Source organism: Rhodococcus sp. NPDC056506, assembly GCF_042794945.1.
GTDB lineage: Bacteria > Actinomycetota > Actinomycetes > Mycobacteriales > Mycobacteriaceae > Rhodococcus_F.
This window is the reverse complement of sequence record NZ_JBHTSW010000012.1, coordinates 101,179-115,460: the sequence shown is the minus strand read 5'-3', so window position 1 is coordinate 115,460 and position 14,282 is coordinate 101,179. Positions and strand designations below refer to the sequence as shown.

Below are 14,282 nucleotides of genomic sequence, written 5' to 3'. Positions count from 1 at the left end.
TTGAACACTGCAGGAAAGGTCCCCGAATGACTCCAGCACTGACCGACCACACCGTGCCGTCCGCGGGTAGGTTGCACCGGCAAAACTGCAACATCGAAGACTTCGCCGCTTTGGTCGCACACGAGACAGACCTCGCCGATTACCCGTACGCCGATTCTGTGGCCGACGGGGTTCTCTTGTACGACTCGAAGGCATTGGTCGAGCAATCGTCGAATCCTGAAATCCGCGCGGAGATTCAGGACGAGATCGCCCGTGCGTTACTCACCGGGCCCGGCATCACGGTCTTCCAAGGCGCATTCGACGCGGAGGTATTGGATCGCGCCAGTGCAGTCTTTCGTGAACTCATTGCGCGCCAACACGAATCCGGCGTGACCTCCGGGGATCACTTCGCCAAACCCGGAGCAAATGACCGGATCTGGGGAGCACAACTGAAGTTGGCGCTCGAAGATCCCAAGGCTTACGTCGACTACTACGCAAACAGCATTGTCGCTTTAGCTTCGGAAGCCTGGCTCGGCCCCATGTATCAGGTGACGTCGGACGTCAACGTCGTCAATCCCGGTGGCGCCGCACAGAATCCACATCGCGACTACCACCTCGGTTTCATGTCGAGCGACGTCGCTGCGAAGTTCCGGGCGCACGTTCATCGCTTGACCCCCGCCCTCACCTTGCAAGGTGCAGTCGCCCATGTGGACATGCCGGTCGAGACGGGCCCGACAAAATATCTGCCGTACTCCCAACAATTCGAATCCGGATACCTCGCGTTCGAGCGTCCCGAGTTCAAGGAGTTCTTCGAGGCCAATTACGTCCAATTACCTTTGGAGAAGGGAGATGCCGTCTTCTTCAACCCTGCACTGTTCCACGCCGCCGGCCACAACAAATCCGCCAACGTCCTGCGCATGGCAAATCTTCTTCAGGTGTCGTCAGCCTTCGGTCGCGCCCTCGGAACCATTGACCGGGAGGCGCTCGTCAACGCGATCTATCCGGCACTGCTCGCCCTCAGCGAAGCAGGTTCCGACGAGTCCGTTCGCTGTGCCGTCGCCGCTTCCGCTGAGGGCTACGCCTTCCCGACCAATCTGGACCGAGACCAACCGATCGACGGCCTCGCGCCTCAGACGCAGGCCGAACTAGTGATGGAGGCGGTTCGCGAGCGGATCTCGCCTGACCATCTGGCCGAGTTGCTGAAGGCACAGTCCGAGAGACGAATGGCCTGAGGGACGACAGCGCTGACGAGACTTGGACCGCCCAATGCCGGTCAGTCGGTACGCTCGTGGCATGGGGTGGGACTTGTTAGTGCTGTTCGCCATGATCGGCCCGTTGGCGGTGTTCGGGTGGGCGGCTGTTCGGGCAAGGCGCCGCGGGCTTGGGGGGTCGTTCGTCGGGCCGTTTCAGGAGATGTTCGATCCCGGTGCGGCGCGAGCACAGACTGTCATCGAACAGAACGCGGAACTTCCGGATCCTGCGGACTCCGGCGACCCGGACAACGACGACGGTGTGCCGTACACAGTCGCCTACGAGGGTGTTCGGCTCCACATCAATCCCGGTAGGGCTCGACAGCGCGGAGGCGAAGGGACAGCCAAGCACACTGACTGAAAGTTGCACCAGATCCAATGTTCAGACAGCGGTCCGCGCGACGCGGGAGAGTAAACCGGCGCTGCACGGCAGTGAGGTGCATAGCGGCCGAACGCAAACACTCTCGTTGCGTTGGGCAGGAGCAGAGCGGAACATGAACCTCATGCCTGTCTCCGAACTTCTCCGCCTAGGTACCGCGCAACCGATCATTCGCTGGGGCACCCCTGTCCTTCATGCGCCAGCTCGGCCAGTGACTGAATTCGGCAGCGATCTCCAAGATCTGCTGGCAGACATGTTCGCTACCAACACCGCCGCACACGGCGCAGGACTCGCAGCTCAACAGATCGGCGTCGACCTCGCGGTGTTCATCTACGACTGCACTGACGAGGTAGGGACGCAACGCACCGGCGTCGTCTGCAACCCGGTCGTTGACCTTCCTGAAGGAGTCGACCGGCAGCTGGTCGACTACTGCGAAGGCTGTCTGTCCCTACCCGGTGCCTACACAGACCTCGCACGACCCGACTTCTCCACCTGTCGCGGAAACGATCAATACGGCAACCCGATCGAAATCACTGCAGGTGGCACCCTCGGGCGCTGCTTCCAACACGAAACTGACCACATCAACGGCATTGTCTTCGGCGACCGACTTCCAACGCGCAAACGCAAACAGCTCTATCGCGACCACGACGAAGTATCGGATCAATACACAGCCCATTGGCCGGCGTGTTAAGCGACCAGTCGGCTTAGAGGTGGAACCAGATAGCCCTACGCCGTTGGCCGGCCGAACCACTTGGACAGCTGAGTATCCAACTCCGCCTGCGTATCCCCGACCCATGCCACGTGACCGTCCGGCCGAAGCAGGACAGCCGGTGCGTCCAATTCGGTGCTGGTATCGACCACGTGGTCGACTCGATCGCTCCAACCATCTACCGCCAGTTGGCTACCCTGGTCGAGAAGAAGTCCGCGGCCGGATCGCATCAGGTCATAGAGGTTGCCGCGCGTCAACGCGATGTTCCGCAGCCGCCGACCGAGTAGGTCGTCGCCTTCGCCGAAGTCGTAGCGAATCGAGATCGCAGTGATCTTCTCGGTCAGATAACGCTTGACGTCTTCGAAGTCCATCAGCTCGGAGATCAAGCGTCGCACGGCTTGTGGACCGGCCGCGGTGGAGATCAGCTCCGCCTGCGCGCGCGTGTTATCGAGAACGTCGGCAGCCACCGGACGCCGTTCCGATTCGTAAGTGTCGAGCAGGCTCTCCGGTGCCCAGCCGTTGATCTCTGCGGCGAGCTTCCAGCCCAGGTTGAAGGCGTCTTGGACACCGAGATTGAGGCCTTGCCCGCCCATCGGTGGGTGGATGTGAGCGGCATCGCCGGCGAGGAAAACCCGGTCACGGCGGTAGTGCTCCGCCAATCGGGTGGCGTCGCCGAAGCGCGAGAGCCACCGCGGCGAGTGCACACCGAAGTCGGTACCGGCGATGGCCAGTAGCTGCTGCTTGATGTCGTCGAGGGTGGTCGGAACCGCGCGACCGTCGGCAACTTCGGCCGCTGGTACCACGACGCGAAAAGCACCATTGCCGGCGGGACCGACTCCGAATCGTTTGTGCGTTTCCCGGATTTCGGCGACAACGGCGGCCATTTCATCAGCCGGCATGGTCACGTCCATTTCGCCGATCAGCGTGTCGGCGCTCGACGGCTCGCCGGGAAACCCGACGTCGATCAGCTTCCGAACGGTGCTACGCCCACCGTCGCAGCCTACGAGGTAACGCGCATGAAGTGTTGTGCCGTCCGACAATTCCGCTGTGACGTTGTCACTGTCTTGACGGATTGCGACGACGCGCTTCCCTCGCTGAATGTCCGCGCCGACGTCGGTGGCGTGTTCGGCAAGAATCCTGTCGATCTCGGGCTGAGGTATGCCCAGTACGTATCCGTGCGCAGTATCGAGGTGAGCGGGTGCCGGCTTGCTGATCCCCGCGAAGAATCCGCCGAGCGGGTACTTGCGTCCGTGCGCGAGGAACTTGTCCAGCAACCCGCGCTGTTCCATGATTTCGATGCTGCGGACGTGAATGCCGAGGGCACGGACGAACCGGGTCGGCTCCTCGTCCTTGTCAATGACAACGACGTCGACGCCATGTAGCCGGAGCTCGCCTGCCAGCATCAATCCGGTTGGTCCGGCACCGACGATGATGACGTCACTCATGCAAACCCCTCCTCCGGGCAAGGCATTTGCTTGCTCGCAGCAGCCGAGTCTGCACCATCACCCGGGCCTTGCCGCAAGCCCCAGGTCCCGCGTTATGATGAAAGTGGCGGGAGGCCCCTCTTCATCGGCGCGCCAACACCGCAGCGCCTGTACCGTGCGGGAGCCGCCAACTCTCGATCACCGTCGGCACCAGCATGAGCCCGAGAACACCCAGTGTCAGCGAAAACGGCGCTCCTCCGCCAAGATCGCCGGACTCCGCCAGCGGCGTGCAGAGCGTGATCACCAACGCGGACAGCGCAATACCCAGACCGGCCGCCAGCTCCTGCAGGGTTGCGTGCAAGGTATTGGCATCGGTCAGCTCCCCCGAGTCGACCTCGGCGAACGCCAAGCTGTTGTACGCGGTGAACCCGACTGATCGCAGCGCGCCACTGACGAACAGCGCGACAACGACAACTCCGTCCGGTGTCGACGACGAAATCAGCGCCAGCGCACCGAAGCACACCACCGACAGAACGCCGTTTCCCACCAGAACTCGCCTGATCCCGAACCTGCGCATGAGCGGCGTGGTGAGCGGTTTGATGGCGATATTCCCCGCGAACAGAGCCATCACCAGCAGACCGGCCTTGAACGCCGACATTCCGAATCCCACTTGGAACAACAGCGGCAGCACAAACGGCACACCCATGATCACGAGCCGGTACAGCGAGCCGCTCGACGCGACAATCCGAAAGGATCGGAGCCGCAGGACCCCGAGCGCAATGAGCGGGTGATCCGACCGGAGGAGGTGAATGACGGCCAAGGTCAACAAGATCAGAGACACAACGATCCCGAGGCCCACTCGAATCCAATCGGTCCCGGAACTGTGCACGCTGTCGAGTGCCACAACGAGCACGGCGACGCCCGCTCCGATCGCCACCAGGCCCAGCCAGTCGAGGCTTCGTTTCTGCGCTGCCCGAATTTCAGGCACCATGCGCAATGCAAGGAGAAACCCGACGATCCCGATCGGGACGTTGATCAGGAATATCCAGCGCCACGACGCGATCGACACGATGGCTCCACCCAGAGCGGGCGCGAGAACCGGCGCTGTGAGCGCCGGCCACGTCAGGTAGGCGATTGCCCGTACCAGTTCCGCCTTCGACGTCACCCGCAATACTGCGAGCCGCCCCACCGGTACCATCATGGCGCCGCCTACCCCTTGTAATGCGCGCATTCCCACCAGCATCGGGAGGGACGTACTGAGTGCACATCCCACCGATGCCACAGTGAAAACGGCTATGGCGAGGATGAAGACACGCCGCGTTCCGAATCTGTCGGCCATCCATCCGCTCGCCGGAATCAAGACTGCCAACACCAAGAGATACGAAGAAACGGCGACATTGACGTCGACGGCAGCGACTCCGAAGGATTCGGCGATCGACGGCAGCGCCGTTGTGAGAATCGTCGCGTCGAGTATCTCCATGAACAGCGCTGCTGCCACGAGCAGCGCCAGCCCGCGGGGAAATGTCACTGCACCAGAGCCTTTCGGAGACGCTGTCGATCAGCCGAGAGTGATCCAACCGCCGGAGGACACCGAGGCGACCATCGCGTCCAGAGCCTGCGCCGACGCGACTGCATCAGCGATGGTCGCGCCCTGCGGCGCTCCGTCCACGATCGAGGAGATGAAATTGCGAGCCTCGATCACTTTCAGGTCGTCGTAGCCCATCGCGTTGGCCGCGCCGGGCTGGAAGCGGCCGAACTCACCCGACTCTGGGCCGACCAAAACCGTCGTGACGGATTGGTCCTGGTACTTCGAGCCGAGGCTGGTGCCCAGTTCACCCATCCGGCGGTAGTCCCAGAACACGGCGCCCTTCGTGCCGTGAATCTCGAATCCGTAATTGTTCTGCTCTCCCACGGCGACGCGGCAAGCTTCGAGGGTGCAGCGGCCACCCGAACCGAGCCGCAGCAGTGCGCTGACGAAGTCCTCGTTCTCGACAGCCCCCATCTCTCCGCCGCTGGCGCGGGCATGTCCACTGGTTGCGGCGGACGGACGCGCCCGCTCCGGGATGAAGATGGCAGTATCCGCAACGAGGGCGTGGACGTCGCCGAGGAGATGACGGATGAGATCGATACCGTGCGAAGCCAAGTCACCCAGGACGCCGGCGCCGCCGCGCTCACGCTCGTACCGCCAGCTCAAAGCGCCTTCGGGGTGCGCCGCGTAGTCGCTGAGGAAGCGAAAACGCGAATGAGTGATCGTGCCTAGCTCCCCCGACTCGATCAGGCTTTTTGCCAGAGCCACGGCCGGCGCATTTCGATAATTGAAGCCGACGCTCGACTGCACACCGGCCTTCGAGACAGCTGCTGCAACAGCTTTCGCGTCTTCCGTGGACAACCCGACGGGCTTCTCGATCCAGATGTGTTTGCCGGCCTCTGCCATTGCGACGCCGATTTCACGGTGCAAGAAGTTCGGGGTCGTGATGCTCACTGCGTCGATCGCCGGATCGGCTGCGATATCGCGCCAGTCCTGGGTGAAAGCGTCGAAACCGAATTGGTCCGCTGCTTCCTCCCCTCGGCCCGGCACTTCGTCGGCGACGGCAGCGAGGCGGATCACGGGAAGCTGGGGATAGTGCTGCCGCAAACGCAGATACGCCTGCGTGTGTACGCGGCCCATCCATCCGAATCCGGCAACTGCTACAGAAATGCCTGTCATGAGGCTCCGTTCGGGTCAAATGATCGAAGGATCGCAGAAATTCTGGGTTCACGAATCACCCCCCACTGACTCAGTCAGGCGGGTACTCGTGTCACCGGGATCGAGATCTAGCGGTCGACCACAGTGGTGTCGAAGTAGTAACGCGACGCTCGGTAGCAGTGGCTGCCGTACTCGACGGCACTACCTGAATCGTCAAATGCAGTGCGGCTCATGGTCAAGAGGGCAGCACCCACTTTCTCGTCGAGCAATCCTGCTTCTTCGCGAGTCGCCGCCCGAGCGCCGATTCGCTGCCGCGCCACACGGATGTGCACGCCGCGAGTTCGCAAGGTCTGGTAGAGCCCCTGCGTCTCCAACTCCTCGGGATCGGGTGCGATGTCCACCGGAATGTAATTGGTCATCACTGCCAGTGGTTCGCCGTTGGTGCTCCGCAGACGCCTGATGGTGGCAACTTCGGCGTCAGGTTCGAGGTTGAGTTCCGCGGCAACGTCCTCGCCGGGGACTCCCACCGTGAACTCGAGGAGTTTGGTCGTCGGAGCCTGGCCTGCCCTCGCCAGGTCGTCGAACAGGCTGGTGAGCTCGACAGGACGGTGCACCGGACTCTGCACCACCTGAGTTCCGACACCCCGCTTGCGAACAAGTAAGCCCTTGTCCACCAATTCCTGGATCGCGCGCCGTGTGGTCGGACGCGAGAGATTGAGCCGTTTGGCCAACGCAAGTTCGTTCTCGAAGCGATCGCCTGGGGCAAGGTCGCCACCGAGAATAGCGCCCTCGATTGCCTGGGCCAGCTGAAAATACAGCGGCACCGGGCTCGAGCGGTCCAACTCGACGGCGAGTGCTGCGACCACGGTCAACTCCGATCTCCGACTTGGGAAGGCGCCGTATCGACGCTACTTCTCTCGGCAGTGTATGCGAACACTAACATTCACTTGACCGCAAGTCATAATGTCCAGACAAACTATTGACAATCGCTGTGTCGCGGCGCACAGTTTCAGTCATACATCGGTGCCCCACGTGGGCAACCCACCACGAACTCTCGGGAGTCAGTTTTGACAAGCATCAACACTCACCAGAGCGGGTCACACATCCCTGACGCACCCTTCGACGTGCTTGCCATCGGCCGATCAGGTGTGGACATCTACCCACTTCAGACCGGTGTCGGACTCGAGGACGTCGAGACGTTCGGCAAGTTCCTCGGCGGCAGCGCAGCCAATGTCTCGGTGGCGGCCGCGCGCCTCGGTCGGCGAGCAGCATTGATCTCCGGCGTCGGCAACGACCCCTTCGGGAAGTTCGTCACACGCGAATTGGCACGTCTCGGTGTCGACAACAGGTTTGTCGTCACCAATTCGGAGTATCCGACACCGGTGACGTTCTGCGAGATCTTCCCCCCGGACGACTTTCCTCTGTACTTCTATCGCAAGCCGCATGCACCTGATCTTCGGATCACCCCGCAAGACATCGACCTCGACGCCGTTCGAACAGCCTCGCTGTACTGGTCGACTGTGACGGGGCTGTCCGAAGAACCGAGCCGCAGCGCACACTTCTCCGCTTGGGAAGCCCGCGAACGGCGCCCGCTCACCGTTCTGGACCTGGACTACCGCCCGATGTTCTGGTCGACGCGGCAGGACGCGACCACGCAGGTACAGCGCGCCCTCGCACACGTGACGGTAGCCGTGGGGAACCGTGAAGAGTGCGAAATCGCTGTCGGTGAGACCAACCCGAACAAGGCTGCGGACGCGCTTCTCGACCTCGGAGTCGAACTGGCCATCGTGAAGCAGGGCCCGAAGGGTGTACTCGGCAAAACGCGAAAGCAGTCGATCACCGTGCCGCCCAACACCGTCGACGTGGTCAACGGGCTGGGAGCAGGCGACAGCTTCGGCGGATCACTGTGCCACGGACTGTTGGCCGGGTGGCCGCTGGAGAAGGTACTGCGCTACGCCAACGCGGCCGGCGCGATAGTCGCATCTCGACTCGAATGCTCCACTGCGATGCCGACCGCCGAAGAAGTCCACGATCTCGCCGAAGCCACAGCCACGGAGGCAGTCAATGTCTGACAAGCTCGCCGCCCGCCCCCTCGCCACCACCTACGCCGAAGTGACGGAACTGCGTGCGAGCGATCCGCAGATCATCGAAAAGGCTTGGGCTGCACGAACTCCTCGCGCCACTGTTCGAGGCAACGGCCGGCTCATGATCGTCGCTGCCGATCATCCGGCGCGTGGGGCGCTGTCTGTCGGCGGCAAGCCGACAGCGATGAACAGTCGTACCGATCTGCTGGATCGCTTGCGCACTGCTCTCGACAATCCTGGAGTCGACGGCGTTCTCGGTACTGCGGACATTCTCGACGATCTGCTCCTCCTCGGCGCCCTCGACGACAAGGTCGTCTTCTCGTCGATGAACCGCGGCGGCCTGGCAGGCGCAAGCTTCGAACTCGACGACCGCATGACGGGTTACACCGCGGCCGGCACCGCAAAGTTCGGCATGAACGGCGGAAAGATGCTGCTGCGCATCGCACTCGACGACGCGGGCACTCTGCCCACCATGACGGCATGTGCCGAAGCCGTGGACGAACTCGCCGCGGCCGGGCTGATCGCGATGCTCGAGCCGTTCCTCTCCAGTCGCGTAAACGGCAAGGTGGTCAACGATCTCAGCCCCGACGCCGTCATCAAGTCCATCCATATCTCCCAGGGCCTCGGCTCCACCTCGGCGTATACGTGGATGAAGTTGCCAGTCGTCGACGAGATGGAACGGGTCATGGATGCGACGACTCTCCCGACGCTCCTGTTGGGCGGCGACCCGCAGATCGCGCCGGAAGAAACGTACGCAAAGTGGGATGCTGCCCTTCAGTTGCCGTCCGTGCGCGGATTGATAGTCGGGCGCGCGCTGCTCTACCCACCCGACGGTGACGTGACCGCGGCCGTCGACACCGCCGTCAAACTCGTCCACTAGAACCGACCTGGCAGGAGCAAGATGTTCAGCAAGTACTACGTCCCCGCCGGATCGTCCGCCGACGGTGATTTCACGACAGTGGTCACGCCGGAGTCCGCCGGGTGGACCGAATCCAGCTTGTGGACACTCCAACTCGCCCCCGGTGCGAACGTCCACCTGCAGTCCGGCGAGAACGAGATCATCGTCGTTCCACTGGCGGGTTCGGCTGTGGTTGTTGCCGAGGGGATGGAGATTCCCCTGACTGGCCGCGCATCGGTTTTCGACGGTCCAAGCGATTTCGCGTACGTAGGACGCGACGCCGACTACTCGGTCAGCAGCGCTGACGGGGGCCGCTTCGCTCTGTGCGGAGCCCGCGCCGGCGCCAAGCTCCCCCATCGCTACGGTCCCGCATCAGGAGTTGCGGTCGAGCTCCGCGGTGCCGGGAACTGCAGCCGACAGGTTCACAACTTCGCCACCGCAGACACCTTCGAGGCCGACTCCATCATCGCGTGTGAGGTCATCACCCCCGGCGGGAACTGGTCGTCGTATCCCAGCCACAAACACGACGAGAACAGCGACGTCGAATCTGCCTTGGAAGAGATCTATTACTTCGAGATCGACCGAAGCCCGACCGGCACCGAAGGATTCGGCTACCACCGCGTGTACGGAACCGCCGAGAGACCTATCGAGGTGCTCGAGGAAGTCCGCTCAGGCGACGTCGTCCTCGTACCGCACGGCTATCACGGCCCGTCCATCGCAGCGCCGGGGCACCACATGTACTACCTCAACGTCATGGCAGGTTCGGGCGAGATCCGGGCGTGGAACATCTGTGACGATCCGCAACACACCTGGCTGCGCGGAAGCTGGGATCACCAGGACATCGACCCTCGACTGCCGTTGCAGTCCCACAACTGACGGAAGTGAAAGCTGTGGCACCCACCAACAACGCAACCGGCAATCGTCTACCTCGCGACGAGCCGACCGTTCACCTCACCGTTTCTCAAGCTGTCGTCCGCTTCCTCGCCAACCAGTACACCGAACGCGACGGCCAGCGCACCAAGCTGTTTGCCGGCTGCTTCGGAATCTTCGGGCACGGGAACGTCGCCGGATTGGGGCAGGCACTCTTGCAGGCCGAGATCCAGGATCTCGACGCCGGCCGTGAGCCGACGCTCCCCTACGTGCTCGGACGCAACGAGCAGGCGATGGTGCACTCGGCAGTCGCCCACGCCCGCATGAAGGACCGCCTGCAGACGTGGGCGGTCTCGTCCAGCGTCGGCCCGGGCGCCACCAACATGATCACCGGCGCGGCACTGGCCACCATCAACCGTCTACCTGTATTACTTCTGCCCGCAGACACTTTCGCGACCCGAGCCAGTGCCCCGGTCCTGCAGGAACTCGAACTCCCGTCGAGCGGTGACGTCACAGTCAACGACGCTTTCAAACCGGTCTCGCGATACTTCGATCGGGTATGGCGCCCGGAACAGTTGCCGAGTGCTCTGCTGGCCGGCGTGCGAGTTCTCACCGACCCCGTCGAGACCGGCGCAGTCACCATCGCCATCCCGCAGGACGTACAGGCCGAGGCTTTCGACTGGCCAGAGTCGTTCTTCGCCGAACGAGTCTGGCACGTGGCCCGTCCGCTCCCCGAGAGATCGGTGATCGAACGCGCCGCCGCGATCATCCGTTCGGCTCGCAAGCCGCTGATCGTCGCGGGCGGCGGCGTCATCTACAGCCAGGCCACGGACTCTCTGGCAGCGTTCTGCGCGCAGACCGGAATCCCCGTGGGGCAGAGCCAGGCCGGCAAGGGTTCCTTGGAATACGACCATCCACAATCCGTCGGAGCAGTGGGGTCCACTGGCACCACCGCTGCAAACGCTCTGGCCACCGATGCGGACGTCGTCATCGGAATCGGTACGCGGTACAGCGATTTCACGAGCGCATCCCGCACCGCCTTCACCAATCCAGACGTTCGCTTCGTCAACATCAACGTCGCTTCACTGGATTCCGTGAAGCAGGGCGGTGTCAGTGTGGTGGCCGATGCGCGTGAGGCTCTCGACGCCCTGGCGCTCGCGCTGAGCGACTACCGGGTGGACGACGAGTACGCGTCCAGGATCGGTGAACTCGCTCGCGATTGGGATGCTGTCGTCGAATCGGTCTACAACCCGGCCGAGCCTGCAGCCGACGGGTCGCTGAATCAGAATCAGGTGATCGGTCTGGTCAACACTCTGTCCGATCCACGTGACGTCGTGGTGTGCGCTGCCGGGTCCATGCCCGGTGACCTCCACAAGCTGTGGCGTACTCGCGATTCGAAGGGCTATCACGTCGAATACGGATACTCCTGCATGGGATACGAAGTTGCCGGTGGTCTGGGCGTCCGGATGGCTTGTCCCGATCGCGACGTGTTCGTCATGGTCGGCGACGGTTCCTATCTGATGATGGCCACCGAATTGGTCACCGCCGTGCAGGAACGCCTCAAGGTCATCGTCATTTTGGTGCAAAATCACGGATTTGCCTCCATCGGTTCGCTGTCCGAATCGCTCGGTTCCCAGCGCTTCGGCACGCAGTACCGCTACCGCTCGAATGACGGACGTCTCGACGGAGGGGTTCTCCCGGTCGATTTGGCCGCGAACGCCGCCAGCCTCGGTGTCGACGTCATCCGCGCCAACACCGCTGCCGAGTTCGCCGACGCGATCAAGGTTGCCAAAGCAAGCGAGACCAGTACGGTCATCCACGTCGAAACCGATCCGCTGATCGGCGCCCCGGACAGCGAATCCTGGTGGGATGTACCGGTATCGGCCACCTCCGAACTGGAGTCCACCAAGAAAGCACGGACAACGTACGAGTCCTGGAAGAAGATACAGCGATCGTATCTTCGTCCATCCGAATGAAAATTCCGCACAACCACACCCCATAAAGCTTGCCCGCGAAAGGAATCTAGACATGAGCGCGATTCGCGTCGGATCAGCCCCCGACTCCTGGGGCGTGTGGTTTCCGGACGATCCACAGCAGACCCCTTACACACGATTCCTCGACGAGGTATCCGCGTCGGGATACGAATGGATCGAACTCGGCCCGTTCGGATACCTTCCGACCGATCCAGCCAAGTTGACGGACGAACTCGGTGCCCGCGGCCTGAAGCTTTCGGCCGGTACCGTTTTCGAACACCTGCATCAGGACGATTCCTGGGATGCCGTCTGGAATCAGATCAAGGACGTCGCCAAGTTGACCGCAGCCGTCGGCGGCAAGCACGTGGTGGTCATCCCTGAGATGTGGCGCGACCCTTCCACCGGAGCGGTACTCGAAGACCGCAATCTGACGCCCGAGCAGTGGCGTAAGAAAACCGACGGCATGAACGCTCTCGGGAAGGCAATGCTCGAGGAGTACGGCGTCATGGCGCAATACCACCCTCATGCCGACAGTCACGTCGACATCGAGGACAACGTCTACAAGTTCCTCGAAGGGACCGACGAGCGTTTCGTGAATCTGTGTCTCGACACCGGCCACATCAGCTACTGCGGCGGCGACAATCTCGCAATTATCGACAAACATCCGGAGCGCATCGGGTACCTACACCTCAAGCAGGTGGATCCGGCGATCGTCGCCAAGGTTGAGGCGGAGGACCTGCCGTTCGGTGAGGCCGTCAAACTCGGTGCCATGATCGAACCGCCGCGCGGAATCCCCGACATGCCACCGCTTCTGGAGGCCATCGAGAAACTCGGCATCGACGTGTTCGCGATCGTCGAGCAGGACATGTATCCCTGCCATCCCGACACACCGCTGCCCATCGCAGCGCGCACCCAGAAGTACCTGTCCACCTGTGGCGTCCCCGCCGTCCGTTTCAGCTGAGCAACACAATCGAGGAGTACCACCGCATGTCTGACAACCAGGATCTCAGGATCGCAGTGCTCGGCGTCGGCATCATGGGGGCCGATCACGTCGGCCGCATCACCAACAAGATCGGCGGTGCCCGCGTCACCGTCGTCAACGACTACTCGCTGGCCCGCGCCGAGGAAATCGCAGCACTGACGCCAGGGGCGCGCGTCGTCGTCGACCCGTTCGATGCCATCGCAGCCGAAGACGTCGACGCCGTTGTTCTCGCAACCCCGGGCCCGACCCATGAGAAGCAGGTTCTTGCCTGCCTCGAAGCGGGCAAGCCTGTTCTCTGCGAAAAGCCGCTGACCACCGACGTGGACAGTTCGCTCGCGATCGTGAAAGCCGAAGCAGCGCTGGGCAAGAAGCTGATCCAGGTCGGCTTCATGCGGCGATTCGACCACGAATACACCCAGCTCAAGGATTTGATCGACAGTGGCGATCTCGGTCGCCCGCTCGTGGTGCACTGTGCGCATCGTAATCCTGCGGTTCCGAAGGGTTTCGACAGCGCGATGATCGTCAAGGACTCACTCGTCCACGAGGTCGACGTGACACGTTTTCTGCTCGACGAAGAAATCACCTCCGTCCAGATCATCCGACCGGCCGCGAATTCGCTGGCTCCCGCGGGTATTCAGGACCCGCAGATCGCGATCTTCGAGACCGAATCCGGTAGGCACGTCGATGCCGAGGTTTTTGTCACCACCGGCGTCGCCTACGAGGTGCGCACCGAGGTTGTCGGCGAACTCGGCAGCGCGATGATCGGACTCGACGTGGGGCTGATCCGAAAGAGCAAGCCCGGCAACTGGGGTGGGCAGATCACCCCAGGATTCCGCGAACGCTTCGGGCAGGCGTACGACACCGAGTTTGCCCGCTGGATCAAGGCCGCCAAGACCGGCGCCGACACCGGTCACTACATCGACGGCCCCGGCGCCTGGGACGGCTACGCCGCGGCCGCGGTCTGCGCCGCCGGTGTGAAGTCTCTGGAGTCGGGTCAGTGCGTCGTTGTCGACATGGTTCCGCGAACCTCGGTAGCCGGAGCGTAAAC

Annotated in this window: 13 protein-coding genes; 9 read left to right on the top strand and 4 right to left on the bottom strand. The window is 62.6% G+C overall.

The genetic code is table 11. The annotated features are described in order from the left end of the window. Window positions 1–26: 26 nt before the first annotated feature. From ACFQ6H_RS13280 to def, 3 genes are all read left to right on the top strand, one after another. Window positions 27–1,211 carry a phytanoyl-CoA dioxygenase family protein gene (locus ACFQ6H_RS13280; protein WP_378646509.1) on the top strand — a complete coding sequence of 395 codons (1,185 nt, stop codon included), beginning with the start codon at window positions 27–29 and terminating at the stop codon, window positions 1,209–1,211. A gap of 61 nt (window positions 1,212–1,272) precedes the next feature. Beyond that, entirely contained in the window at window positions 1,273–1,590 is a 318-nt protein-coding gene (locus ACFQ6H_RS13275) for a hypothetical protein (RefSeq protein ID WP_378646507.1), read from the top strand. Window positions 1,591–1,723: 133 nt separating this feature from the next. Then, window positions 1,724–2,299 (top strand): peptide deformylase, encoded by a 576-nt coding sequence (gene def, locus ACFQ6H_RS13270; RefSeq protein WP_378636339.1) that lies wholly within the window; start codon window positions 1,724–1,726, stop codon window positions 2,297–2,299. 35 nt (window positions 2,300–2,334) lie between these two features. Here the strand turns inward: def and iri are convergent, their stop codons facing one another. The 4 genes from iri to ACFQ6H_RS13250 form a co-directional block, all read right to left on the bottom strand. Next, window positions 2,335–3,762, bottom strand: a complete 1,428-nt coding sequence (gene iri, locus ACFQ6H_RS13265; RefSeq protein WP_378646505.1) for a rifampin monooxygenase Iri — start codon at window positions 3,760–3,762, stop codon at window positions 2,335–2,337. Between the two features lie 121 nt (window positions 3,763–3,883). Next, the gene (locus ACFQ6H_RS13260; RefSeq protein ID WP_378646503.1) at window positions 3,884–5,269 is read right to left on the bottom strand and encodes an MFS transporter; all 1,386 of its coding nucleotides are present in this window, start codon (window positions 5,267–5,269) and stop codon (window positions 3,884–3,886) included. Window positions 5,270–5,299: 30 nt separating this feature from the next. Further along, window positions 5,300–6,448, bottom strand: a complete 1,149-nt coding sequence (locus ACFQ6H_RS13255) for a Gfo/Idh/MocA family protein (protein WP_378646501.1) — start codon at window positions 6,446–6,448, stop codon at window positions 5,300–5,302. Window positions 6,449–6,555: 107 nt separating this feature from the next. Beyond that, entirely contained in the window at window positions 6,556–7,293 is a 738-nt protein-coding gene (locus tag ACFQ6H_RS13250) for a GntR family transcriptional regulator (protein ID WP_283303395.1), read from the bottom strand. A 201-nt stretch (window positions 7,294–7,494) separates the two neighbouring features. Between ACFQ6H_RS13250 and iolC the strand changes: the two genes are divergently transcribed. From iolC to ACFQ6H_RS13220, 6 genes are read left to right on the top strand one after another with little or no spacing between them, the layout of a single operon-like run. Continuing rightward, window positions 7,495–8,499 (top strand): 5-dehydro-2-deoxygluconokinase, encoded by a 1,005-nt coding sequence (iolC, locus tag ACFQ6H_RS13245; protein WP_378646499.1) that lies wholly within the window; start codon window positions 7,495–7,497, stop codon window positions 8,497–8,499. After that, window positions 8,492–9,391: a hypothetical protein gene (locus ACFQ6H_RS13240; protein WP_021332504.1), complete on the top strand. Its 900-nt coding sequence runs from the start codon at window positions 8,492–8,494 to the stop codon at window positions 9,389–9,391. The genes iolC and ACFQ6H_RS13240 overlap by 8 nt, the downstream gene beginning before the upstream one ends. Window positions 9,392–9,412: 21 nt before the next feature. Next, on the top strand, window positions 9,413–10,285 hold the full coding sequence (gene iolB, locus ACFQ6H_RS13235) for a 5-deoxy-glucuronate isomerase (protein ID WP_378646497.1): 873 nt from the start codon (window positions 9,413–9,415) through the stop codon (window positions 10,283–10,285). A 14-nt stretch (window positions 10,286–10,299) separates the two neighbouring features. Next, window positions 10,300–12,255 carry a 3D-(3,5/4)-trihydroxycyclohexane-1,2-dione acylhydrolase (decyclizing) gene (gene iolD / locus ACFQ6H_RS13230; protein ID WP_378646495.1) on the top strand — a complete coding sequence of 652 codons (1,956 nt, stop codon included), beginning with the start codon at window positions 10,300–10,302 and terminating at the stop codon, window positions 12,253–12,255. Between the two features lie 52 nt (window positions 12,256–12,307). Next, complete coding sequence (locus ACFQ6H_RS13225; protein WP_378534265.1) at window positions 12,308–13,213, top strand: sugar phosphate isomerase/epimerase family protein; 906 nt, start codon at window positions 12,308–12,310, stop codon at window positions 13,211–13,213. 26 nt (window positions 13,214–13,239) lie between these two features. Beyond that, the gene (locus ACFQ6H_RS13220) at window positions 13,240–14,280 is read left to right on the top strand and encodes a Gfo/Idh/MocA family protein (protein ID WP_378646493.1); all 1,041 of its coding nucleotides are present in this window, start codon (window positions 13,240–13,242) and stop codon (window positions 14,278–14,280) included. The last annotated feature ends 2 nt before the right edge of the window (window positions 14,281–14,282 follow it).